The 23889-nt window shown below is 38.0% G+C and carries 24 protein-coding genes; 15 read left to right on the forward strand and 9 right to left on the reverse strand.

What is annotated here, in order from left to right:
- Positions 1-81 precede the first annotated feature (81 nt).
- Positions 82-1422: a sodium-dependent transporter gene (locus A2J09_RS14020; protein ID WP_012292391.1), complete on the forward strand. Its 1341-nt coding sequence runs from the start codon at positions 82-84 to the stop codon at positions 1420-1422.
- 82 nt (positions 1423-1504) lie between these two features.
- Here the strand turns inward: A2J09_RS14020 and A2J09_RS14025 are convergent, their stop codons facing one another.
- Positions 1505-1765 carry a DUF1871 family protein gene (locus A2J09_RS14025; RefSeq protein ID WP_031418535.1) on the reverse strand — a complete coding sequence of 87 codons (261 nt, stop codon included), beginning with the start codon at positions 1763-1765 and terminating at the stop codon, positions 1505-1507.
- 73 nt (positions 1766-1838) lie between these two features.
- Between A2J09_RS14025 and A2J09_RS14030 the strand changes: the two genes are divergently transcribed.
- Both A2J09_RS14030 and A2J09_RS14035 read left to right on the forward strand, forming a co-directional pair.
- Complete coding sequence (locus A2J09_RS14030; protein WP_031418536.1) at positions 1839-3014, forward strand: MalY/PatB family protein; 1176 nt, start codon at positions 1839-1841, stop codon at positions 3012-3014.
- A 111-nt stretch (positions 3015-3125) separates the two neighbouring features.
- Complete coding sequence (locus A2J09_RS14035) at positions 3126-4547, forward strand: magnesium transporter CorA family protein (RefSeq protein WP_012292387.1); 1422 nt, start codon at positions 3126-3128, stop codon at positions 4545-4547.
- Between the two features lie 40 nt (positions 4548-4587).
- Here the strand turns inward: A2J09_RS14035 and A2J09_RS14040 are convergent, their stop codons facing one another.
- The gene (locus A2J09_RS14040; protein ID WP_012292386.1) at positions 4588-4800 is read right to left on the reverse strand and encodes a hypothetical protein; all 213 of its coding nucleotides are present in this window, start codon (positions 4798-4800) and stop codon (positions 4588-4590) included.
- Between the two features lie 22 nt (positions 4801-4822).
- Positions 4823-5410, reverse strand: coding sequence for a peptidylprolyl isomerase (locus A2J09_RS14045; RefSeq protein WP_012292385.1), 588 nt, complete (start codon positions 5408-5410; stop codon positions 4823-4825).
- Between the two features lie 237 nt (positions 5411-5647).
- Between A2J09_RS14045 and A2J09_RS14050 the strand changes: the two genes are divergently transcribed.
- Entirely contained in the window at positions 5648-7498 is a 1851-nt protein-coding gene (locus A2J09_RS14050; protein ID WP_031418539.1) for a transglycosylase domain-containing protein, read from the forward strand.
- 148 nt (positions 7499-7646) lie between these two features.
- Here A2J09_RS14050 and A2J09_RS14055 read toward each other — a convergent pair whose 3' ends face one another.
- Positions 7647-8210 (reverse strand): DUF5366 family protein, encoded by a 564-nt coding sequence (locus tag A2J09_RS14055; RefSeq protein WP_012292383.1) that lies wholly within the window; start codon positions 8208-8210, stop codon positions 7647-7649.
- Positions 8211-8364: 154 nt separating this feature from the next.
- Between A2J09_RS14055 and A2J09_RS14060 the strand changes: the two genes are divergently transcribed.
- From A2J09_RS14060 to mnhG, 7 genes are read left to right on the forward strand one after another with little or no spacing between them, the layout of a single operon-like run.
- Positions 8365-10776: a Na+/H+ antiporter subunit A gene (locus A2J09_RS14060; protein ID WP_012292382.1), complete on the forward strand. Its 2412-nt coding sequence runs from the start codon at positions 8365-8367 to the stop codon at positions 10774-10776.
- Positions 10763-11185 (forward strand): Na(+)/H(+) antiporter subunit B, encoded by a 423-nt coding sequence (locus A2J09_RS14065; protein ID WP_012292381.1) that lies wholly within the window; start codon positions 10763-10765, stop codon positions 11183-11185. Before A2J09_RS14060 ends, A2J09_RS14065 begins: the two co-directional genes overlap by 14 nt.
- Positions 11185-11526: a Na(+)/H(+) antiporter subunit C gene (locus A2J09_RS14070; RefSeq protein ID WP_012292380.1), complete on the forward strand. Its 342-nt coding sequence runs from the start codon at positions 11185-11187 to the stop codon at positions 11524-11526. The genes A2J09_RS14065 and A2J09_RS14070 overlap by 1 nt, the downstream gene beginning before the upstream one ends.
- Entirely contained in the window at positions 11519-13006 is a 1488-nt protein-coding gene (locus A2J09_RS14075) for a Na+/H+ antiporter subunit D (RefSeq protein ID WP_012292379.1), read from the forward strand. The genes A2J09_RS14070 and A2J09_RS14075 overlap by 8 nt, the downstream gene beginning before the upstream one ends.
- 4 nt (positions 13007-13010) lie before the next feature.
- A complete protein-coding gene (locus A2J09_RS14080) occupies positions 13011-13490 on the forward strand; it encodes a Na+/H+ antiporter subunit E (protein WP_012292378.1) in 480 nt (159 codons plus the stop codon).
- Positions 13487-13768: a Na(+)/H(+) antiporter subunit F1 gene (locus tag A2J09_RS14085; protein ID WP_012292377.1), complete on the forward strand. Its 282-nt coding sequence runs from the start codon at positions 13487-13489 to the stop codon at positions 13766-13768. Before A2J09_RS14080 ends, A2J09_RS14085 begins: the two co-directional genes overlap by 4 nt.
- Positions 13752-14120, forward strand: a complete 369-nt coding sequence (gene mnhG, locus A2J09_RS14090; RefSeq protein ID WP_012292376.1) for a monovalent cation/H(+) antiporter subunit G — start codon at positions 13752-13754, stop codon at positions 14118-14120. The genes A2J09_RS14085 and mnhG overlap by 17 nt, the downstream gene beginning before the upstream one ends.
- Positions 14121-14176: 56 nt before the next feature.
- On the opposite strand, the gene cysC is transcribed toward mnhG, so the two are convergent.
- The 4 genes from cysC to A2J09_RS14110 all read right to left on the reverse strand — a co-directional run bounded on the left by cysC (position 14177) and on the right by A2J09_RS14110 (position 17763).
- Positions 14177-14770, reverse strand: a complete 594-nt coding sequence (gene cysC / locus A2J09_RS14095) for an adenylyl-sulfate kinase (protein WP_012292375.1) — start codon at positions 14768-14770, stop codon at positions 14177-14179.
- Positions 14767-15906, reverse strand: coding sequence for a sulfate adenylyltransferase (gene sat, locus A2J09_RS14100; protein WP_012292374.1), 1140 nt, complete (start codon positions 15904-15906; stop codon positions 14767-14769). Before sat ends, cysC begins: the two co-directional genes overlap by 4 nt.
- A gap of 78 nt (positions 15907-15984) precedes the next feature.
- Positions 15985-17049 carry a sulfate permease gene (locus A2J09_RS14105; RefSeq protein WP_012292373.1) on the reverse strand — a complete coding sequence of 355 codons (1065 nt, stop codon included), beginning with the start codon at positions 17047-17049 and terminating at the stop codon, positions 15985-15987.
- 12 nt (positions 17050-17061) lie between these two features.
- The gene (locus A2J09_RS14110) at positions 17062-17763 is read right to left on the reverse strand and encodes a phosphoadenylyl-sulfate reductase (RefSeq protein WP_012292372.1); all 702 of its coding nucleotides are present in this window, start codon (positions 17761-17763) and stop codon (positions 17062-17064) included.
- 455 nt (positions 17764-18218) lie between these two features.
- Between A2J09_RS14110 and A2J09_RS14115 the strand changes: the two genes are divergently transcribed.
- The 4 genes from A2J09_RS14115 to A2J09_RS14130 are packed head-to-tail and all read left to right on the forward strand — an operon-like array spanning position 18219 to position 22085.
- On the forward strand, positions 18219-19271 hold the full coding sequence (locus A2J09_RS14115; protein ID WP_036160567.1) for a sulfate ABC transporter substrate-binding protein: 1053 nt from the start codon (positions 18219-18221) through the stop codon (positions 19269-19271).
- 11 nt (positions 19272-19282) lie between these two features.
- Positions 19283-20116, forward strand: a complete 834-nt coding sequence (cysT, locus tag A2J09_RS14120; protein ID WP_012292370.1) for a sulfate ABC transporter permease subunit CysT — start codon at positions 19283-19285, stop codon at positions 20114-20116.
- A 10-nt stretch (positions 20117-20126) separates the two neighbouring features.
- Positions 20127-20999 carry a sulfate ABC transporter permease subunit CysW gene (gene cysW / locus A2J09_RS14125; protein ID WP_012292369.1) on the forward strand — a complete coding sequence of 291 codons (873 nt, stop codon included), beginning with the start codon at positions 20127-20129 and terminating at the stop codon, positions 20997-20999.
- Positions 21000-21014: 15 nt separating this feature from the next.
- Positions 21015-22085 carry a sulfate/molybdate ABC transporter ATP-binding protein gene (locus tag A2J09_RS14130; RefSeq protein ID WP_036160565.1) on the forward strand — a complete coding sequence of 357 codons (1071 nt, stop codon included), beginning with the start codon at positions 21015-21017 and terminating at the stop codon, positions 22083-22085.
- Positions 22086-22125: 40 nt separating this feature from the next.
- On the opposite strand, the gene cysI is transcribed toward A2J09_RS14130, so the two are convergent.
- Positions 22126-23844, reverse strand: a complete 1719-nt coding sequence (gene cysI, locus A2J09_RS14135) for an assimilatory sulfite reductase (NADPH) hemoprotein subunit (protein WP_012292367.1) — start codon at positions 23842-23844, stop codon at positions 22126-22128.
- Positions 23845-23889: the final 45 nt, after the last annotated feature.

The following is a 23889-nucleotide window of genomic DNA, read 5'->3' on the forward strand; positions in this document are numbered from 1 at the left end:
CTAGTCAATATTCAGATATTTGCTTGTGTTATGAAAATAATGCGGTAAAATAAAACTTTAGTATAAGGAGGCTTTATTTTTGTGTCATCAAGAGATCAATTTACAACTAAAATTGGGTTTATTTTAGCTGCTGCTGGAAGTGCTATAGGACTAGGAGCCATTTGGAAATTCCCATATATGGCTGGTACTAATGGTGGTAGTGTCTTTATTTTATTATTCGTTTTATGTACATTCTTTATCGGCTTACCAGTACTCATTGCAGAGTTTATGATTGGTCGTCGTGGACAAAAGGATGCTGTCACATCCTTTAAAGAACAGGCGCCAGGAAAGCCATGGTATTTAATTGGATGGGGCGGTATGGTCATTGCGGGCCTTATCTTATCTTTCTATAGTGTTGTAGGTGGGTGGATTTTAAGCTATTTGGGTCGTGCCTTTACTTTTAAGCTAACGAATGCAGGTTCTGACATCAATTTTGCAGATTTATTTGGCAATATAATTGCGAGTCCATTTGAAGCAGTTCTTGTGCAAGGGCTATTTATGTTATTGACAGTAGTCATTGTGTCAGCTGGTATTAAGGGTGGCATTGAAAAAGCCAGCACATGGATGATGCCGCTCTTGTTTATTTTCTTCATTATATTAGTCATACGCTCTTTAACATTGGATGGAGCAATGGAAGGCGTTAAATTTATGTTTGTGCCAGATTGGTCTTACCTGAATGCCGAAACATTTTTAATGGCATTAGGACAAGCATTTTTCTCATTAAGTGTTGGTATTGCGGTTATGATTACCTATGCTTCCTATCTATCGAAAACAGAAAAAATTGGTAACTCAGCCATTAATGTTGCATCTATGAACATCATCATCTCTTTACTTGCTGGTCTTGTTATTTTCCCAGCAGTATTCGCACTTGGCTATACACCCGATCAAGGACCTGGCCTCGTATTCATTATTTTGCCGGCTGTTTTCGAGCAACTGCCTCTCGGTGCTCTTTTCTTAACCATCTTCTTTATTTTATTACTATTTGCCACAGTTACATCTTCCATCTCCATGTTAGAAATTGTCGTAGCAATAGCAATCGGAGATAAGCCAGAAAAACGGAAAAAAATTGCATGGATTGGTGGCATCATTATCTTTATTGTTGGTATTCCTAGTGCATTGTCATTTGGTATACTATCAGATGTGAAGATTTTAGACCGTTCTATTTTTGATTTTGTTGATTTTATGACCAACAGCATCGGAATGCCTATTGGTGCTCTGCTCATATCAATTTTTGCAGGTTATTATTATACAAAAGATATTTCACGTAAAGAGCTAGCCGCATCTAGTTGGATATTTACAATTTGGTACATGTTAATTCGCTACGTGTCCCCTATTGCTATATTAATTATTTTCATTCAGGGCATCTTACCATTATTTAAATAAGAATAAAGAACCTCCAACATTAGGATGAAAAAAGAGGTTGTCACATGACAACCCCTTTTTTATAGGAAATATGCAAAATATTTTAAATAATACATTTTGCTTCAAATTTAATAGCAATCAGTTTGTAAGAAATGGCTACACATTCCTCAAAAGGAATCCATTGCTCAAACGAATGCTCATATGTTTCTTGAATAACTTTTGCAAGTGTCGACGGATCATCGATTCCTTGCAATGCCGCTACAACATCTGCTGTTTCCGTATCATAATGGTCTGGACCTAAGTGGAATGGATCCCACTCCTCTAGCAGATGCACAGCTGCTTGATTCATTTTTACATTTTCCAAAATACTCACCTATTTATCCTTTGATCATAATCGTATGATACCATAGTAAATAAAAAAGAAAAGAGTGATTTGCTTGTCTATTTTTGATCAAACTATCAAACGCCGTTTTACAAACTCCGTAAAATGGGACGCAATGAAAATGGTTTATGGACTAAACGATGCGTCCGAGATATTGCCAATGTGGGTAGCTGATATGGATTTTGCTGCTCCGACAGCCGTTTCAAAAGCATTGCAGGAACATGCTGAACGTACTGTTTTTGGTTATAGCTTTATGAGCGAGGAAGCAATACAGTCAATAGTGGACTGGCAAAATACTCGTCATGATTGGCAAATTGACAAGGATTCTATCGTATTCTGTAATGGTGTTGTTGCCGCCTTAGCAAATAGCATTGTAGCCTTTACTAATCCAGGAGATAAAGTCCTTATATCAACACCCGTTTACCCACCATTTTTTAACATTCCAAAAAGCAATGGACGCGAAGTGGTAAGCTGTCCGCTAGTTGAAAAAAATGATGGTAAATTTATCGTAGATTTTGAAGCTTTTGAACAGGCACTAGCTCAAAATGTGAAAGCCTACATATTATGCAACCCTCACAACCCTGGAGGTTATGTATGGGATGAAGCTACTTTAAAGGAAATTGTAAGACTCTGTGCTCAATACGATGTTCTTATTATTTCAGATGAAATTCATGCTGATTTAATGATCAATGGAGAAAAGCATATTCCTATTGCCAAAATAGCAGGCGATGAAATCAATCGGATCGTAACGTGTATGGCTCCTACTAAAACATTTAATTTAGCAGGTATTCAAGTTTCCTATATGATTGTGCCAGATAAGAAAAAACGTCTACAGCTAGAAGCCGTGAATATGGCAAGTGGACAAGGCTCTTTAAATACTTTTGCCTCTGTAGCATTGCAAGCTGCGTATACGGAAGGCACCCCTTGGCTAGATGAATTGCTGCCGTATATTTCAGCAAATATGGATTATGTCAAAGCCGAGTTAGAGCAGATTCCAGGCATTCGTATCATTAAACCACAATCCACTTATTTAATATGGATTGATTATCGAGAGCTTAAGCTTGAAGAAAAAGACATTATGAAACGACTATTAGAAATTGGTCAACTGGCATTAGAGCCAGGTACAAAATACGGAGAAGAGGGTCGAGGCTTCCTACGTATGAATGTAGCTTGTTCATTTGAAACAGTACGAGACGGCGTAGAGCGCTTTAAAAAAGCCTTTGAACAATAAAAATAAGAGAAGGAATTCTGATTATTTAGGATTCCTTCTTTTTATATGTTTAAAATTCTTACGATGTGGAAAAGTCTCTTAACAAACAGATGGAAAAAGGGGTGTTTTCAAATGGACTTAGTTCCTTTAACAATTGAACGTGCATATATGACATTCTTATTTCCCTTCGCCTACCAAATAAAAGATCGGCAAAAGATTGGTCATACCCTTTTAGAAGAAGGATTTTCTTTTTTTGAATTGAACAACGCTAATCTTGAACATGCCTTTTATGGAGACATAACAATTATACATGAGGAGCTTGCCCAATTTTTCTATCCCTTTCTTGAGGATAAATTATTTCCAAATAAAATGGATAGCCCAGACTTTCTTCGCTTCTCAAAAGCATTCTATACACAAGGAGCCTTACACCATCATGAAAATTGTATTAACTACGAGCTTATGAGCATCGATGTGACACTATGCCCTTTCGGCAATGGCATCGTCACCGTTCGAACAAGCATAGACAGCCAATATGATATTAGTGATATTTTAAATTTTATTCATTACTTTAGGGTGCTGGAGGCAAAACTGCGAGAGGAAAAAGGCGCTAGTCATCATTTCTCATTCGGTCATTGTGATTCAACAAGTGAGCTATTATTCAACTATTTTATCCCCTTCTTAAAACCGTTCCTTCAGCATCACCAAGACCATACCTATGAAGGGTTACCTTTTTTTGAAGATGAGCGAATGTTTTCCTCAGCCTATTTAATTTGTGATGAAAAAGCAGAACTATTACCTGAGCATCTTTTTCGATTAGGGCAAGTAGATGGAAGAACACCTGATGGCAAGCCCTTTATTTCGAGTACTAACTCTCAATATATTTCAAACTATGTGCAGGAACACGCCCATACACGGTGGGCACCTAATAGTTTTATTATCTCTTCAGCACAGTCACAAATGACACTTACAAATAGGCCTTTTGAACATTGTTCACATAGCATTCAGGAGTTTATGGGGACTCACTATTACAATTTATTCATTCATTATTTTTATAAAATGATGCTTCTAAAGCTTTCCTATGAATACAGTGAAATTAAATGGGGGAAAGATAAACAAATTGTTAATGAATTAATCGAACTTATCACAGAGTTTTCTGCACGTTATTATTTTGAAGAGGTCGTTGTTCGGACTGAAGGTAGAGAAATAGCTCAAATGCTACGAAAGCATTTCCGTATTAATGAACATTATGTAGGAACAAAAGCGACATTGAACAGCCTATATCGAACACAAGAAGATCAATCCGATAATCGAAGCAATAATTTACTATTTATTTTAACCGTATTTACGGTTATTTCCGGTATTTACGGAATGAATTTAGTCATTGAAGAATGGAAGGACAGTAATGATTTAGATAGTGTTTGGAGCTATACACCGTTCGAATGGGTTGCCTTCATTACCGCCTTAAGTGGAATTGGCCTATCCATTGTACTCGTTTGCTTCCATGCCTTCAAAACAATACAAAACATGGTTCGTCGTTCAAAAAGAAAAATTTAAAATAAAGAATCTGTCTCCATTGGAGGCAGATTCTTTTTCATTAGACATTTTGTTGGTTGTTTGTGCTTTTCTTTTCTGCTAATATACGCGCTTCAATTTCCTTTGATTTCATTTCCTGCTTTTTAGAAATTTTTCGGAAAAGCGTAAACACGATTACACATAAAATAAGCATGATTAAAAATTCAAATGCTGCTGGAATATATCCTGATTTATCTTCAGGGAAATATAAAAATTGATACATTAAGTTTTCCATGCTCTACACGTCCTTATAATTATTATTCAAAGACTGTAATTGACTCAATTTTCACATCTTCTAATGGCTTATCACGAGGATCTTTTTCTACATCCGCAATTTTATCTACAATATCCATTCCTTCTACAACATGACCGAATACAGTATGTTTATGGTCTAACCAAGGAGTACCACCATTTTGTGCATAAGCTTCGATAATTTCCTCTGGGAAGCCTGCTCCTTGTAATTGACGAAGCATATCGCTTGGAAGATGTTTCATTTGTACGATAAAGAATTGAGAACCATTTGTGTTTGGACCAGCGTTAGCCATTGATAGCGCACCACGTAGGTTAAACAATTTATCTGAGAATTCATCTTCAAAAGAATCACCCCAAATTGACTCTCCGCCCATACCTGTTCCTGTTGGGTCACCACCTTGAATCATAAAGTCTTGAATAACTCGGTGGAAAATGATGCCGTTATAATAACCTGATTTAGCATGACCCAAAAAGTTTTCAACAGTTTTTGGTGCAAACTCTGGGAACAGCTTAATTTTAACTGCACCTAATGTTGTGTTCATTTCTACAAGCACTTCGCCTGCTTGTACGTCTGTTGTTAATTGTGGAAACATGGAAGTCTCTCCTTTAATGATAATTTTCAGTTTCAATGAAAAAGATGACAATTCATCCTTCTTGACCTCATTTTAGTCTAACATAATTCCAATTGGTTTTCTTCAACAAAGTATTGACGATTTATGCACTTTTAACTTCCTTTCTAAAAACAATGGAAATAGGTCTGACCGAGTATTTGGAATCAATCCAAAATATGTTATTCTGTTGAAGGATTCATAGAAAGAGTGGAGGCACACATGAAAAAGGCTTTTGGGTTTTTTATTATACTTCTTTCCCTACCTGTTCTATGGTGGATTAGCACAAACATACGAACAGAAATCAATACAGCACAAGCACATGAAGAACAAATTTCACAGGCGATTCATTTACCTGAAGTACAACCCCAGCTCCCTATAACACTTAAGGATCAAAATGGGCAAACATTTAGTGAAGAATATGTCGAATGGCGGCAGCCATTAACATTGCAAGAAATTCCACAAATTGCCCAGGAAATATTCATTGCAAGTGAGGATGCCGACTTTTATGAACACATTGGCTTTGATTTAAGTGCTATTATGCGTGCAGTAGTCGCCAATTCAAGTACAAGTACTAGCTCACAGGGTGGCAGTACGATTACACAGCAGCTTGTTCGAATGCGTTATTTATCTGATGAAAAAACATATGAACGAAAATTAACCGAACTTTTTTATGCTTATGAATTAGAAAAAGAATTCGATAAAGAAGCAATATTAACCATGTATCTTAACGAGTCCTATTTTAGCAATCAAGTTTACGGTATTGGTGGAGCAGCAACCTATTATTTTCAAAGACCACTTCAGCAATTATCTATAGCTGAAATTGCTTTTATTGCAGCGATTCCCAATAACCCTTCACTTTATAACCCTTTAAAAAACTTTGAACAAACTAAAGCACGTCAAGAACGCTTATTAGATACACTTGCCGTGAAAGGTAGCATTACAAAGGAAGAAGCGACAACTTATAAGGCAAAACCGATTACATTGCATATTAAGGATAAAATTCAAAGCTATCCTATGTACAGTACTTACGTTCTTCAAGAATTAAAATGGTTAGTTGCAGAAAAAGAAGGCTATGCGGATCGACTTAACCATACAGATAATGAGGAAGAGAAGAAAAAAATTAAGACACAATTAGACAATCGACTTGATTCATTATTTCAAAATGGACTGATTATTAACACTGCGTTGGATCCACAAAAACAGCGGCATGATGAACAACAAATGACAGCTACCTTAGGTGCCGGTTCATTGCAAGCAGCAGGTGCTGTTATTCAAAACCAATCAAGAGAAATCGTTAGCTTATATGCAGGAAAAAGCTATGAAAAGTTTGATTATCATCGTGCATTTCAAGGAACACGGCAACCAGGTTCCGCGTTTAAGCCACTGGCCGTCTATGCTCCTTTCTTTGAAACAACAACACATACACCTGATTCGATTGTAAATGGTGGCAGTTATTGTGTCGGATCATTTTGCCCTCAAAACTACGGGGGCTACAAGTATGGGGATGTGTCGCTGCGCACTGCATTTCGACATAGCTACAATACATCGGCACTGCGACTCTTCCAGACAGTTGGCATTGATACAGCATTTCAATATTTAGATCGCTTTCATTTTCGCTCCATTGTAGAAAAGGACCATAATTATGCAGCTTCCTTGGGCGGGCTTACTTACGGTGTAACAGCTTTAGAGCTAGCAGATGCCTATACAAGCTTTATTGATGGATCTTATGTTCTAGCACATAGCATTCGTAAAGTGACAGCTTTAGATGGAACAGAACTCTATAGTTGGGATACACAGCGTGATCAAATTTGGTCTCCTAAAACAGTAAAATACATGCGTGAGCTACTTGCCGATGTTGTGACGAACGGTACGGGACAGGGAGTCTACAGTAATAGCAGCTACGTTGGGGCCAAAACAGGGACAACGAATGACTATCGAGACTATTGGCTTGCCGGACTTAATGATACCTATACAGCGGCCGTATGGATTGGCTATGATAAGCCTCAATCCATGCAAAAATTAGAAGAATACAAAATTCATCATCAATTATTTAATGTTTTACTTGAGTAAAATTAGTAGTTTGGTTGTATGACAAAAAGGAACGGGTTACTTGGACGTGCCAGGCAAAATAACAGAACCCCCATGCAAACCGTCATTTAAGAAATAGCAAAAGCCCTCGAGATTGAGATTCTCGAGGGCTTTTGCCTACAGTATGCATTTATTGAGCAAATGGCAGACTTGCTAATATTCCATTATATAGTTTCAATACAACATAAACGATGAATGTTAATAGAATAGTCCACATAAAAAGCTCAAAGATTAATAGACCGATTGTGCCTCCCATTGACATAAAATGACTCATTTTGTAAATAAGATAAATGAAATATGTAAAAACAGTTAGAACAAAAATTCCTATTAACACATAAATAAATTGGATGGCAAATGCTGAACACATGGCACCAATAAACAAAATAATATAGCCGCCTCGTGCTTGACTAACAGTTGCTCCATCGTTGTCTTTTGAAAAAAAGAGCATTCCTAACTCATGGATTGTTTCTCCTACTAGTTTGAGTGCTGAAAATAGCATAAAAAAAACAATAGCAAACACAATGAGTAAAAATACACGTAATTCAACATCAGACAAAAATTCTCGCATACCTGAATATACACCGATTGCTCGAAAAATTTGTAAAGATTCTCCAACTGCATACATACCAAATGTCAAACTAAACAATAAAATTGTAATTAATGGTAAATAACCATAGATATACGGATTCTTCATAAAAAATTTTTTCCTCTATTTTTATTGATAACTTCCTATTTATAATATAACGAAAATTCTCCTACTACCGCAAGCTAAATCCCAATAGTACGTATGCATTCCCGATTAAAGTACGTTATAATTGATATACTTACCTGCATAAAGGAGGGTTTTTTTGTTACAAGTACTTTATATTTTCATTCCCATGCTTGCTGCAATATTCGTACCATTTTTATATAAAAGCATAAAGAATATTCATACTGGCTGGTTTGTTCTCGCTGTTCCAGCTACGCTCGTGGTGATTTATGCATCTTATATTGCACAAGTAGCTAAAGGTGGAGTGTTTACAGCTAAACTTCCTTGGATTCCATCGCTTGATATTTCCTTCGTCTCCTATTTGGATGGCCTTAGCTTATTATTCTCGCTACTAATTACTGGGATCGGATCATTAGTTGTCCTCTACTCCATTTTTTACTTAGATAAACATAAAGAAAAATTACATAATTTTTATGTTTACTTACTGTTATTTATGTCTGCAATGCTTGGAGTAGTACAGTCAGATCATTTAATTACACTTTATTTCTTTTGGGAATTAACGTCCATTTCCTCATTCCTACTCATTGGTTATTGGTATAACCGTGATGCGTCACGCCTTGGAGCACTGAAGTCAATGATGATAACAGTTGGCGGTGGCTTAATGATGTTAGGTGGATTCGTTCTTCTCTACTTAATGGGTGGAACTTATTCCATTCGAGAGCTAATGGTTATGGCTCCAAATCTAGTTGATCACCCTTTATTTACTTGGTCGCTTGTGTTACTCCTTCTAGGAGCATTTACAAAATCGGCTCAATTCCCATTTTACATTTGGCTACCAGATGCAATGGAAGCACCTACACCAGTAAGTGCATACCTTCACTCTGCCACAATGGTCAAAGCAGGTATTTATTTAGTAGCACGCTTTACCCCAATTTTTGCGGCTTCTGAGCTCTGGGTATGGCTTGTAACAGGTATAGGTATTTTAACTTTATTCTGGGGTTCATTCTTTGCAGTCAAACAAACGGACTTGAAAGGGATTCTTGCCTTCTCGACCGTCAGTCAACTTGGACTTATTATGTCACTACTTGGGGCAAGCGCAGTGGCGTTTCATGCCAACGAATCCGTAGATACAATTAAATTTGCGGCATTTGCTGCCATCTTCCATCTGATCAATCACGCTACATTTAAAGGTAGCCTATTCATGATTGCTGGGATTATCGATCATGAAACAGGGACACGTGATATTCGTAAATTGGGTGGGTTAATGAGTATTATGCCTATCAGTTTTACAGTTGCGGCAATAGGAAGCTTATCGATGGCTGGTCTTCCACCGTTTAATGGCTTCTTAAGTAAAGAAATGTTTTTAACAGCCATGCTCGCGCTTCAAAAGTTTGAGTTTTTTGGCTTCGATACATGGGGAGTGCTCTTCCCAATCGTGGCTTGGGTTGCTAGTATTTTCACATTTATTTATAGCTTTTATTTTGTTTTCCGAACATTTAATGGCAACTACAAACCAGAACAATTACCGCATAAACCACATGAAGCACCTATTGGGATGCTAGTTTCTCCAATGCTTTTAGCAGGATTAGTTGTGCTTATATTCTTTATCCCGAATTTTATTGGTGATACATTTGTCAAACCTGCTGTACTAGCGATTCAGCCATTTTTATACGAGGTACCACAAGATATTGACATTCATGTATCTGCCTGGCATGGAATCAATCCAGAGCTTCTAATGACGATAGGAATTATTATCATAGGAGTACTGCTATTTGTATCACTACCGAAATGGCAAGGGATGTATCAACGATTCCCAAAGGCTTTCACCTTGAATAATGCTTATGACAAAATTATGCAGGGGTTAGATGTTGGCTTGAATCGCCTTTCTCGACTCTACATGACGGGGTCAATGCGTCATTATCTACTTTATATGTTTAGTGGTATTGCTATTATCGTCATTGGTTCGCTTTTTGTGAAAAATGCCTTTAGTTTTTCATTCCAAGAGACAGCTCCAATTAGGCCCTATGAAATTATTTTAGTCGTGGTTTTATTAATTGGAACAGCTATCACTATACTAGCCAAATCGCGTTTAACAGCCATTATAGGTCTTGGCTCTGTTGGTTATACGGTAGCATTATTTTTTGTTATTTTTAATGCGCCAGATTTAGCCTTAACACAGCTTGTTATAGAGACTATATCTGTTGCTCTCTTTTTAATGGCATTCTACCATCTGCCAAAACTTGGTAAACGAGAAGAACGTATGAGATTTCAATTAAATCGAGCTGTTGTATCTATTACAATAGGTGCCATGGTAACACTTGTCGCATTATCTGCTCATTCACAAAAACTTATTCCTTCTATTTCTAAATACTATGAGGAAACCGTTTACTCCTTAGCGGGCGGAGGAAATATTGTTAATGTAATTTTAGTAGACTATCGTGGCTTTGATACATTGTTTGAAATTACAGTGCTCGGTATTGCTGGAATGGCCATTTTGGCTATGATTAAATTGCGCATGAATAGAAAGGAGAAAACACATGAAAACAAATGATGTGATAATACAATTTACGGCTAAAATTGTATTTTTCATTATTTTCTTCTTCTCCATTCATATTTTTTTAGCAGGTCATTACACGCCTGGTGGTGGCTTTGTTGGAGGACTTTTAACCTCCAGTGCCATCGTGCTATTAGTGTTAGCCTTTGATATTCGTACTGTACGACATATTTTACCTATTAATTACACGTATTTAACGGCTATTGGTTTATTATTAGCCCTTGCCACTGCGGCATTTCCTATGTTTGTTGGCGAACCTTTTTTTACGCATTTCTTTAATTATTTCGATTTACCGCTTCTAGGCAAACAGTCTTTACACACGGCTATGCTTTTTGATAGCGGTGTCTATCTGGTTGTTGTGGGTGTTACGATGACCATTATTCAAACGATTGGAGAGGATGAATAATGGAAATAATTATGGCCTTTGTCATTGGCTTCCTCTTTATGGCAGCTGTCTATTTAATTTTATCAAAAAGTTTATTACGAATTATTATTGGTACGGGACTTTTAAGTCACGGTGCTCACCTACTGATATTAACGATGGGTGGTCTTGGTGGTGAGGCTCCACCCGTGTTAAACGAAGGAGCTAAACCCTTTGCAGATCCATTACCCCAGGCACTTATTTTAACCGCTATTGTTATTAGCTTTGGCGTCACAGCGTTTTTCCTTGTGCTAGCATATCGTTCCTATCAGGAGCTACAAACTGATGATATTAGCTTAATGAGAGGAAGTGATGAGGATGAATAACTTCCTACTGCTGCCTATCATCATTCCGTTTTTCTTCGGTATGATTTTAATGTTTGGGCAAAAAAATTTAATGTATCAACGAACATTTTCATTACTTGGAATCGGGATATCCTTGATTACTGCCATTTCACTTCTATTGAAAGTGAAACATGATGGTATCCAAAAGGTTACCTTTGGAGATTGGCCTGTCCCTTATGGCATTACCATGGTTTCTGATATGGTATCCGCATTGCTCGTTACAACAACATTGTTAATTGCTTTTTTTGTTGTTTGGTATGGCTTTGGTTCTATTACGAAGGAACGGGAAAGATTCTTTTATTACCCTGGTATCATGTTTATTTTAACTGGGGTTAATGGGGCTTTTACTACAGGTGATATTTTTAACTTATTCGTTTTCTTCGAAGTATTATTAATGGCTTCATATTTACTGATCGTGCTAGGTGGCGAGAAAGGGCAACTGAAAGGATCGATCAAATATATTTTAATTAATGTTATTTCGTCGGCCTTATTTGTCATTACCGTAGCCTTTTTATACTCGGTTGTAGGAACATTGAACATGGCTGATATTGCCGTTAAAATAGCTGAAATCAATCAGCCAGGTATCATTACGGTTATAGCTGTACTCTTTTTAATGGTTTTCGGATTAAAAGCAGCCATTTTCCCATTGTATTTTTGGCTTCCTACTTCGTATGCAGCAGCGCCTATACCTGTATTAACACTATTCGGTGCATTGCTCACAAAGGTAGGTGTCTATGCAATTACACGTACCTATACACTATTCTTTGTACACGATTTATCATATACTCATGATTTATTGATGGTACTTGCCATTGCTACAATTGTAGCTGGATGCATTGGGGCACTCGCCTACTTTGATGTCAAACTTATTATTATCTACAATATTGTCATTGCTGTAGGAGTTATTTTATTTGGTGTCTCACAAATGAATGAAGCTTCTTTAAAGGGAGCGATGTTTTATTTAGTACACGATATGCTCATAAAGGCTGCACTCTTTATGTTAATCGGTATTATCATCTACATTACAGGTACATCTGATTTGCGTAAGATGGGTGGCCTGATGAAGAAATACCCGGTGCTTGGTTGGTGTTATTTAATTGCAGCATTTGGCTTAGCCGGAATTCCACCACTTAGCGGATTTGTGGGCAAACTTTTGATTGTACAAGGTGGTTTTGAAGCGGGAAATATGTGGAGTAGTATTTTCATATTAGCGTCCTCGCTGCTCGTACTACTATCAGTCATCCGTATCTTCATCTATGCCTTTTGGGGCGAGGAGAAAGAAACAAAGGGTACCGTTGACAAATCTATCTACAAGATGCTGTTTATGCCTTCAGCCCTATTAGTACTTATTTCTGTCGTATATGGTGTGGGTTCCGAATGGATGACGCCATTTATGGACGATGCAGCAAAACTTTTAAATGATCCATCTATCTATATAGATGCTGTGATGAAGGGGGATTAACGCTATGGCATTTCAAATGATTTTAAACTTTGTACTTGCCTTCGTATGGATGTTCCTATCCTCTAATTACACAGCAACCGGCTTTATAATTGGGTTCTTAATGGGTATCATTCTGCTCATAATAATGCGAAGATTTTTTAAGTCTCGTCTTTATGTCTACCGACTATGGGCCATTTTAAAATTGACTTCGCTGTTCTTTAAAGAGTTAGTATTAGCGAATGTGCAAGTCCTGAAGGTAGTATTAAAGCCTAAATTGGACATGCAGCCTGCCTTTTTTGCTTACCCTACTGTATTAACGGAAGACTGGGAAATCACTTTACTATCCAGCCTTATTACTTTAACGCCCGGGACTGTAGTCGTACATGTATCCGATGATGCTAAAACATTATATGTACATGCTATTGATATAAACGATGTGGATGAGGCTGTTGCTTCCATTCGAGATTCATTTGAGAAAGCGATTTTGGAGGTGAGTAAATCATGACAACATTTATTATTGCAGTCATTGTAGTGATTTGCTTATCGATGATTGCGGTCATTTATCGAATGATTAAAGGACCTTCTGCATCTGACCGTGTTGTCGCTTTGGATTCACTGGGTGTCTCTCTTATTTCCTTGATTGGATTATTTTCAATACTAGTGGAAACAAGCTTCTTCCTTGAGATTATTTTATTACTAGCTATTTTATCATTTATTGGGACAGTTGCTTTCTCTAAATTCATAGAGAAAGGAGATATCATTAAACGTGACAATTCTCGCTAATAGTTTAGTTATTTTTTTCATTTCTGTTGGAGTACTTTTTATTGTCGTCACAGCCATTGGGCTTATCCGCCTACCTGATTTATATACGCGAGCACATGCTGCCTCAAAAAGTGCTACACTTGGTGTTATGTGCGTACTAATTGGTGTATTCTTTCACTTTTGGCTAATTGAAGATCATTTTAATCCACGTATATTATTAGGTATACTATTCCTCTTCATCACTGGCCCTGTTGGAGGACATATTATGACTCGATCCTCTTATATTGCTGGTGTAAAGCCTTGGAAAGGTACAGTACGTGATGAATTAGGCCCTGAAATTGACAGAATGAAAAAAGAACAAGATGTTCGATAAAACATATAAAAAATCTGCTCAATCATTATGAACGAGCAGATTTTTTTATTGGTTAGTTAAATATAGCCTTTGGCAGTTAAAATACTAGTCAACTGTTCCACACATTCTTCTACAGTATGATGTTCTGAATCTAAAATAATTTCTGGGTTTTCGGGTTCCTCATAAGGAGCGCTAATACCAGTAAAATTTGCAATCTCTGCTTTTCTAGCTTTTTTATATAGTCCCTTTGGATCCCTTTTTTCACATGTTTCTACTGAACACTTTACAAAGACTTCTATAAATTCACCATCTTCAACAAGCTCACGAACTACTTGACGATCTTCTCGATAAGGTGAAATAAATGCCGTTAGCACAATTTGACCGCTTTCTATAAAAAGCTTCGAAACTTCCCCTATACGACGGATGTTTTCTTTACGCCCTGACTCATCAAAACCTAAATCCTTATTTAAGCCATGACGGACATTATCGCCATCCAACACAAAAGCTTGATTACCCCTTTCATATAATTGACGGGCAAATGCATTGGCTATAGATGATTTTCCTGAAGCAGACAAACCCGTAAACCATAAAATAAAGCTTTGATGTTTATTTTGAGAGCGACGCTCATCTTTTGTAACAGAGGCTTCATGCCAAACAATATTTGAACTCATTTGACTACCTCCTTCTGCATGCCTTTTATTAGTACGTCTACTACCTCTTTACGGCTAAATGTACTTGGTGGTACTTCTCCATTGCGAAGCATCTCTCGTACTTTTGTACCTGATAAAATAATATGGGCAGAGCTATCATGGGGACAAGTTTTTGTAGTAGCCATCCCTTCACACTGCTGACAATAAAAACTATGCTCAAACTTCAATGGAATAATCCCTAATTCATCTTCCTTAAACTGTTCAAAGATTTTTTGGGCATCGTACGTGCCATAGTAATCCCCAACACCTGCATGATCTCTACCCACGATAAAATGTGTACAGCCATAATTTTTCCTTACAAGCGCATGGAAAATGGCCTCCCTTGGTCCTGCGTAACGCATAGCAGCTGGAAATACACCTAATTGCACACGATTTTCAGGATAGTAATTTTTCAATAAAATCTCATAGCTCTCCATACGGATAGCCGCAGATACATCATCCGATTTTGTTTCACCAACAAGAGGGTTTAAAAATAAACCATCTATCGTTTCAAGTGCTGCCTTTTGGATATATTCATGGGCCCGATGCACTGGGTTACGCGTTTGAAAGCCCACAATGGTTTGCCAACCCTTTGAAGCAAATAGTTGTCGGGTTTCCACTGGATCAAATGAATACGTAGGAAACTTTTGTGCTAGACGTTTAATTAACGTAATTTTTCCACCAACATATATGGCAGGACGTTCATGTAGCTTGTGAACTCCAGGATGTGCTAAATCCTCAGTGCCATAAACAAGTAAAGCCTCTTTTCGCTTATTCGGCTCAAAAATATCAGCCACCTGAATAACACCAAAAGTTTCACCTTGATAGACTAGTTTTACCTCTTCACCAGGTTGTAAGGTTGCTGCTTTCTCTTCCGTCACTGGGAGGGTAATTGGAATACTCCATACTATACCTGATACTAATCGACTTTTTTCCACCACAGATTCATAATCTGCTTGTGTTAAAAACCCTTGGATGGGACTGTAGCCTCCTATGGCAATTAACTCTAAATCGCTCAAAGAAATGGCATCCAGCTCAATCTCCTTATGAATAGATGTTATTTCCTTATCGGGATGAAAAGCTTGCACAAGAAACCCTCCATGTGGTTGTAAACTCATATTATCTCCTCCTAATTCTAGTTAAATACTAAGTTTAATAGTAAGATCAACATCAATGATGTAGTAACACTAGTAAAATTAAATTCCCTCACCTGCATCATATATGGATTGCTCTTCTTCTCGAATGGTACGCATTAAACTAATAACTCCAAGCGTTCCAACGATAATGCTGCCATTTATAATAACCGCATATAGATCTTTTTCTAAAAACAACTGTACTAAAAAATAAGAAATGGCTAATGAAAAGATGGGGGATACAACCCATATACGAATAATCTTTTTCACAATATGCTTATGAAAAATTTGTTTTCCGTTTTTCGCCATTCCCATGCCGATAATAGAGGAAGATGTTACTTGCGTTAGTGGTACTGGAAGTCCAAAAATAGAGCTTATGCCTACGAGTAGCGCCCCAGTACTTGAAATTAAAATACCCTCTGCCTTTTGAAAACGCATAATTTTTTTACCGTTTGTTTCAAGAACTCGTTTACCAAGTAGGATAGCTCCTGCAGCTACAAATCCACCCCCAAGCATAATGCCGATAGTAACATCCATCATGCCAGCACCTACCAGCGGCCCAACTGCATTCGCCACGTTATTCATACCTGCCGAAAAGGCTTCAAAAAATCCTGCTAATACAAGTAGAATCGTTAAAATCGGATGATCTTTTAATAGCCCCCTAAGTTGTAATTTATATAACAACTTCCCCAATATAAGGGCCATTACAAAAGCTATAAGTGGGACAATAACCCAAAAGGACATAATGACCAGCAAAGATTGGACGAATAACACTTTATAAGCTATTCCCACACCAACAACTGCGCCGACGGTAACCTCACTGGTAGATAATGGGATGCCTAAAAGGTTGGCAAAAAATAAACTGCTTGTTGCAGAAATTAAAATAATGATAACAATTTTAACCGTAATGTACTCCTGAGGCATAATACCTGAGCTAATCGTTTTGACTACTTCTCCTCCGCCCAACACCGCTCCGCTATAAACGCCTATGGCGCATAATAATAATGCTTGCCAAGCCTTTTTAATAGCACCTGCCCCATAAGCAACTCCCATTGAAGCTGCTGCCCCACTTGCACCTATATTCATGGCAAAAAATAAACTAATAGCTATGGCAAAATATTCAAGCATGGCATAACTCCTTTATTCATGTAACCCACATTCTGTCTTCCCAGAGCCTTGCCATCTACCTGAACGTAAATCATCCATCGTAAATGCCGGCTTTGTACAATGCTCACAACCGATACTTGGATAGCCTTGATCATGCAACGGATTGTATGGCAGATTGTTTTTCGAGACATAGCGCCAAACATCCTTCCAAGTCCAATGGATAAGTGGGCAAACTTTAATCGACTTAAATTTATCATCACGATTAAGAAAATTTGTTTGTTGACGTGTTGGCGATTGTTCACGTCGTAAACCAGATATCCAAGCCTTTGTGCCTGAAAGGGCTTCATGTAGCGGCTTAATCTTGCGTATAGCACAGCATTGATTTGGATCTGACTTCCAAAGTTCTTCACCATATTGAGCTGCTTGTTGTTCAAGTGTGAGTGCAGACTTTTTCATCACAATGTTTAATTGTGGATATTTTTCTTTTACTCGCCGGATCGTTTCATAGGTCTCTTTAAAATGGACATCTGTATCTAAAAAGACAATGGTTGCATTTGGCTTTACCTTCGAAATGAGATCAATTAAGACTATGCCCTCAATCCCAAAGCTACAGGCATAAACTATTTCATTCCCATACTCTTGATAGCTCCATCGTAAAACCTCTAATGCTCCCCTATACATTTCATCAACTTGAAAATTAATGTTTGGTTCTTGCCAATTTGCATGTGTTAACATAGAATCCCCCTCATAGCAAAAAAAGGCGTTCTAACTAAAGACACCCAAAAAACATGCCTTTGTTAAAACGCCTCTAGTTTGACTAGCCAGCTCATTATTCAACGATTTTTCACTAGTAATTGCTACCTCGTTCTTTAATCGTTTTTCTTATTACCAAATATATACTAAAGTACACCAAGCAGTCAACTAGGTTTTTTCAAATATCTTATGCAATAAACCCATTTTTGACACTCTTAGTTGCATAAGATAAATGACAGCTAGGTAATCACCATGATTTTCAACATTTTATAATTCCTTGTTGACTAATAGGAAATATGTGTTTAATGTATTATCTAAAGCTTTGACACAACTACTAAAATGCTGATCAGAGGATCTGAAGGCCATCTACCTATGACGAATTATCGTTATGGGGGATGGCTTTTTGCATTCTTCAGCCAGAAAGGGAGCGACATAGAATGAAGAAAAGAAAGAATGTCTTTCAATCTTTGGCACTGCTTGCTGTATTAACTTTATCTGTAACAGGATGTAGTAGTGCTAACTCAAATGAAGATACAAGTGGCCAGGAAGGTAATAAGTCCGTTGAGCTATTAAATGTATCCTATGACCCAACACGCGAGCTTTACGATGAGTTCAACCAAGATTTTATAAAAAAGTGGAAGGATGAAACAGGGCAAGATGTCACGATTAAACAATCTCATGGAGGCTCAGGAAAACAAGGTAGAGCAGTGATTGATGGTCTTGAAGCAGACGTTGTCACCCTTGCTCTCGCCTATGATATTGATGAAATTGCCCAAACTCGTGAGCTGCTGAATAAAGATTGGCAAACCGAATTTGACCATAACTCTACTCCCTATACATCCACTATTGTCTTTTTAGTACGAAAGGGCAACCCGAAAGATATACAAGATTGGGATGATCTCATCAAAAAAGATGTATCCGTCATTACCCCTAACCCAAAAACATCTGGTGGTGCAAGGTGGAACTACCTAGCTGCTTGGGGCTATGCTGGAAAGTTATATAACAATGATGAAACAAAAATCAAAGAATTTATGAAATCACTATACAGCAATGTTGAAGTACTGGATTCTGGTGCCCGAGGTGCTACCACAACTTTTGTGGAACGCAATATTGGGGATGTCTTAATTGCATGGGAAAATGAAGCTTACTTATCACTTCATGAATTAGGGAAGGACGAATTCGAAATAATTACTCCATCATTAAGTATTTTAGCGGAGCCACCAGTGGCGATTGTTGACAAAATCGTCGATAAAAAAGGAACACGGGAAGTAGCGGAGGCTTACTTACAGCATTTATATAGCGATACGGGTCAAGAAATTGCTGCCAAAAATTATTACCGCCCTCGCAACGAGGCTGTTCTAGCTAAATATAAAGACCAATTCCCACAGCTTGAACTTGTTTCAATCGATGATTTTGGTGGCTGGACCAAAGCACAAGCAACTCACTTTAAAGACGGCGGTACCTTTGATGAAATTTACTTGCCACAATAAGGAGTGTTCTGATGAGTAGTTTAACCCTGACGAAGAAATCACGTCGCATTATTCCAGGATTTCACCTATCTCTTGGATATACGATGTTATATGTTAGTTTACTAGTGTTATTACCACTTTCTATGATCTTTTTCCATACAATGTCCTTAAGCTGGACAGTGTTTCTTGATATTATCACTGATCCTCGTGCTGTTGCTTCCTATAAAGTTAGCTTTAGCACAGCCCTCATTGCAGGTCTATTAAATGTACTTTTCGGCACAATTATCGCATGGGTTCTGGTTCGCTACCAGTTCCCTTTTAAAAGAATGATGGATGGATTAGTAGATTTGCCTTTTGCTTTACCTACTGCTGTAGCAGGGATTGCTTTAACATCTCTCTACGCCCCCAATGGTTGGATTGGCCAGTTTTTTGATTTTAAAATTGCCTTTACGCCCCTTGGTATTATTATTGCCTTAACTTTTATTGGGCTTCCTTTCGTTGTACGAACAGTACAGCCAGTATTGCAAAATATTAGTGCTGAAGTTGAGGAGGCTTCTGCCAGCCTTGGAGCAAATCGTTTACAAACCTTTCGTAAAGTCATTTTGCCAGAGTTATTACCAGCCATATTAACGGGCTTTTCATTAGCCTTTGCTCGTGCTCTTGGTGAGTATGGCTCAGTTGTTTTCATTGCGGGAAATATGCCTATGAAAACCGAAATTACCCCTTTAATTATTATGACTAAACTTGAGCAATACGATTATGCTGGTGCCACTGCAATTGCGGTAGTCATGCTTGTTACTTCATTTATTTTATTATTAACCATTAACGTCATACAATGGCTAGCCAATCGTCGGTTTGTACATTAGGAGGAGCTTTATGGAACAATCAGCATTTATTCAACAGGCTAGTCCTGAAAAAAATAAGGTACCTAAGTCTGTCGCCCTACAGGAGCCTCGTGTTATTCGCTATACACTTACATGTATTGCACTAGTCTTTTTAGCTTTTTTTATCGTCCTGCCATTAGCTTCAATTTTTATTACAGCCTTTCAAAAAGGTGTGGATGTTTACTTGGCAGCTATCACACATCCAGATGCATTAGCTGCTATTAAGCTCACTTTAACAGTTGTAGCGATTGCTGTACCCCTAAATGCAATCTTTGGCGTAATGGCTGCATGGACCCTTACAAAATTTAATTTTAAGGGGAAAAATCTTTTACTAACCATTGTTGATTTACCTTTTGCGGTCTCCCCTGTTATCGCAGGTTTGGTATTTATTTTACTATTTGGATCGCAGGGATTATTTGGTGATTGGTTATTCGCCAAAGATATTAAAATTGTTTTTGCACTACCAGGCATTGTCCTTGCGACGATATTTGTCACACTGCCCTTTGTTGCCCGTGAGCTAATACCTCTAATGCAAGCACAGGGAACGTCTGAGGAGGAGGCATCGATTTCTCTTGGTGCGAGTGGCTTTAAGACCTTTTGGTACGTCACCTTACCCAATATTAAATGGGGTTTATTTTATGGTCTCATATTGTGTAATGCACGAGCTATAGGAGAATTTGGTGCAGTTTCAGTTGTATCTGGCCATATACGAGGCATGACGAATACAATGCCCCTTCATATTGAAATTCTCTATAATGAATATCAATTTTCAGCCGCCTTTGCTGTTGCATCCTTAATGAGTGTCATAGCTATCTTTACATTAATTTTAAAAGATATCATTGCATGGAAGTCCAAATCTAGTTAAAAGGAGATAATTAACATGAGTATTCAAATTCAAAATGTCTCGAAAATATACGGATCTTTTCAAGCATTAGAGGATATTTCTATTCATATTCAGTCAGGGGAGCTTGTTGCATTGCTCGGCCCCTCTGGATCAGGAAAAACCTCTCTATTACGTGTTATTGCAGGGTTGGAAACCACCGATACGGGTGATATTTTTTTTGATGGACATTCCATGACGGATCGACATCCAAAGGAACGTAATGTAGGCTTTGTGTTTCAGCATTATGCTCTATTTCGTCATATGACCGTCTTTGAAAATGTCGCTTATGGCCTAAAGGTTCGCCCTCGAAAAACTAGACCTACTAAGCAAGAAATACGAGACAAAGTGATGGAATTGCTACAATTAGTTAAACTTGAAAATTTCTCTGACCGCTATCCCACACAGCTTTCAGGTGGTCAGAGACAGCGTGTGGCACTAGCGAGAGCACTTGCAGTAGAGCCAAAAGTTCTTCTACTCGATGAGCCATTTGGAGCACTCGATGCAAAGGTTCGCAAGGAGTTGCGTCGCTGGCTACGAAAGTTACACGATGAATTTCATATTACAAGTATTTTTGTTACGCATGATCAAGAGGAAGCATTGGATGTAGCAGATCGCATAGTTGTCATGAACAATGGCAAAATTGAGCAAATCGGAAGTCCAGATGAAGTATATACGCATCCTAAAAGTCCATTTGTCTATGATTTTTTAGGGAACGTCAATCTTTTTAAAGGACGCTTACATAACGGTAAGCTGATGCACGGAGAAGTCGCACTGGATGTGCCTGATGTACAATCACATAGCAAGGATAATGTGATTGGCTATGTTCGCCCCCATGATATACAAATAGAAAAGGTAAATATTCCAGGTACGGTACCCGTCAAAATCAATCATATCCATCTGTTGGGACCTATTGTCCAAATTGAGCTACGCCGTGAGGATTTAGATGAATTTTTAGAGGCAGAATTATCAAAAGAACAGTTCCTTCACCTTCAGCTTGAAGTGGGTGATCATATATTTGTTAGGCCGAAGCAATTAAAGGTCTTTATCCCCGAAGATTACTCCATTTAAAAAACCATGTAGCAAATTTCTTTGCTACATGGCATTTATATTAGACGTGAAATTCTCTACCATCATAAACAGCCGTCACATATCCAGCACGAATGACAAAATCACCAAAATGCTCACCGACTAAACGTTCCTTCGCATAATGTACAAGAATTGGTCGGAGCTCCGCTAGTATCTCTTCCTCCCCTATATTTTCACGATAGATTTTATTCAATCGATTACCAGTAAAACTTGCCCCAAGATACAAATTATATTTTCCAGGACCTTTACCGATAAAGCCTATTTCAGCCATCGCTGCGCGGGAGCAACCATTTGGACAGCCTGACATCCGGATAACAATTTCTGTATCATTTAACCCTGTTTCATCAATGATTGTTTCTATTTTAGTAATAAGAGATGGCAAATAACGCTCCGCCTCTGCCATGGCTAAACCACAGGTTGGTAAGGAGACACAGGCAATAGAATTACGACGCAGTGCGGAATAATGTGCACCATCTGTCAGCTTATATTGCTCGATAATAGCAGCAATCTTTTTCTTTTTCTGTGGTGTTACATTACTAATCATTAAATTCTGGTTAGGTGTTAAACGAAAATCACCTGTATGCACCTTAGCTATTTCACGTAACCCTGTTAACAGCTTATAATCTTGGAAATCTTTAATGCGACCATTTTGAATAAATAGCGTATAATGCCATTTACCCTCAGCCCCTTTAATCCAACCGAACTCATCTCCTGTACGCTCAAACGTATAAGGACGTGCCTCTTGAATGCTCCAACCCAAACGTCTAGTTAGTTCTTCGTTAAACCATTCTAGTCCTCTCGCATCAATCGTATATTTGAAACGTGCATTTTTACGGACAGAGCGATTCCCATAATCCCGCTGAATTGTTATAATCTTTTCTGCTGTTTCCAATAGTTTATCAGGTGTAATAAAGCCAATTTCTCGCGCAAGCTGTGGATAGGTAGCATGATCTCCATGCGTCATCCCCATTCCTCCACCAACAGCTACATTAAAGCCAATAAGCTTTTCATCTTCTACGATCGCGATAAGCCCGATATCTTGTGAAAACACATCGACATCATTACTTGGCGGAATCGCAATGGCAATTTTAAATTTACGTGGCAAATATTGTGCTCCATAAATCGGTTCAATTTCATCATCCTGACTGTCTATGACCTTTTCTCCGTCTAACCATAATTCATGGTATGCACGTGTACGAGGTAGTAAATGCTCACTTAGTTTAGCAGACCAGTTATAAACTTCTTCATGTAATGCTGACTGATTTGGATTTACATTACACATGACATTACGGTTTACATCCCCGCAGGCAGCAAGAGAATCCAATAACACTTCATTAATTTCTTGCATATATTTTTTGACATTCCATTTTAAAATGCCGTGTACCTGAAACGCTTGACGTGTCGTTAGTTTTAAGGAGCCATTGCCATACTTTCTAGCCATTTCATCCATGACCAGCCATTGAGCTGGAGTAGCCGCTCCTCCAGGTGTTCGTACACGTACCATGAATTGATAGGCAGGCTCTAGTTTTTGTCGTTGTCGTTCATTGCGAAGGTCTCGGTCATCCTGTAGGTAACTACCATGGAATTTCATTAAACGATTGTCATCCTCAGGAATACCAGAACTTAATGGATCATTCATAGTCCGTTCAAGTGTCCCACGAAGATAGTTACTTTCAGTCTTAATGCGCTCTACATCACTTGGTTTCCCTGATTGTGGAGGCAAAACAATTTTCTCTGTCATTCTTTATCGCTCCTTTAACCTCTCCAGAGGCTCCGCTTGCTAGCA

The sequence above is a fragment of the Lysinibacillus sphaericus genome (assembly GCF_001629735.1).
In the GTDB taxonomy this organism is placed as follows: domain Bacteria; phylum Bacillota; class Bacilli; order Bacillales_A; family Planococcaceae; genus Lysinibacillus; species Lysinibacillus pinottii.

Coding starts and splice junctions, on each gene's coding strand:
- A2J09_RS14035 (WP_012292387.1), top strand. CDS start 3,126: ATGGACTTAGTTCCTTTAACAATTGAACGTGCATATATGACATTCTTA.
- A2J09_RS14040 (WP_012292386.1), bottom strand. CDS start 4,800: ATGGAAAACTTAATGTATCAATTTTTATATTTCCCTGAAGATAAATCA.
- A2J09_RS14045 (WP_012292385.1), bottom strand. CDS start 5,410: ATGTTTCCACAATTAACAACAGACGTACAAGCAGGCGAAGTGCTTGTA.
- A2J09_RS14050 (WP_031418539.1), top strand. CDS start 5,648: ATGAAAAAGGCTTTTGGGTTTTTTATTATACTTCTTTCCCTACCTGTT.
- A2J09_RS14055 (WP_012292383.1), bottom strand. CDS start 8,210: ATGAAGAATCCGTATATCTATGGTTATTTACCATTAATTACAATTTTA.
- A2J09_RS14065 (WP_012292381.1), top strand. CDS start 10,763: ATGAAAACAAATGATGTGATAATACAATTTACGGCTAAAATTGTATTT.
- A2J09_RS14070 (WP_012292380.1), top strand. CDS start 11,185: ATGGAAATAATTATGGCCTTTGTCATTGGCTTCCTCTTTATGGCAGCT.
- A2J09_RS14075 (WP_012292379.1), top strand. CDS start 11,519: ATGAATAACTTCCTACTGCTGCCTATCATCATTCCGTTTTTCTTCGGT.
- A2J09_RS14080 (WP_012292378.1), top strand. CDS start 13,011: ATGGCATTTCAAATGATTTTAAACTTTGTACTTGCCTTCGTATGGATG.
- A2J09_RS14085 (WP_012292377.1), top strand. CDS start 13,487: ATGACAACATTTATTATTGCAGTCATTGTAGTGATTTGCTTATCGATG.
- cysC (WP_012292375.1), bottom strand. CDS start 14,770: ATGAGTTCAAATATTGTTTGGCATGAAGCCTCTGTTACAAAAGATGAG.
- sat (WP_012292374.1), bottom strand. CDS start 15,906: ATGAGTTTACAACCACATGGAGGGTTTCTTGTGCAAGCTTTTCATCCC.
- A2J09_RS14105 (WP_012292373.1), bottom strand. CDS start 17,049: ATGCTTGAATATTTTGCCATAGCTATTAGTTTATTTTTTGCCATGAAT.
- A2J09_RS14110 (WP_012292372.1), bottom strand. CDS start 17,763: ATGTTAACACATGCAAATTGGCAAGAACCAAACATTAATTTTCAAGTT.
- A2J09_RS14115 (WP_036160567.1), top strand. CDS start 18,219: ATGAAGAAAAGAAAGAATGTCTTTCAATCTTTGGCACTGCTTGCTGTA.
- cysT (WP_012292370.1), top strand. CDS start 19,283: ATGAGTAGTTTAACCCTGACGAAGAAATCACGTCGCATTATTCCAGGA.
- cysW (WP_012292369.1), top strand. CDS start 20,127: ATGGAACAATCAGCATTTATTCAACAGGCTAGTCCTGAAAAAAATAAG.
- A2J09_RS14130 (WP_036160565.1), top strand. CDS start 21,015: ATGAGTATTCAAATTCAAAATGTCTCGAAAATATACGGATCTTTTCAA.
- cysI (WP_012292367.1), bottom strand. CDS start 23,844: ATGACAGAGAAAATTGTTTTGCCTCCACAATCAGGGAAACCAAGTGAT.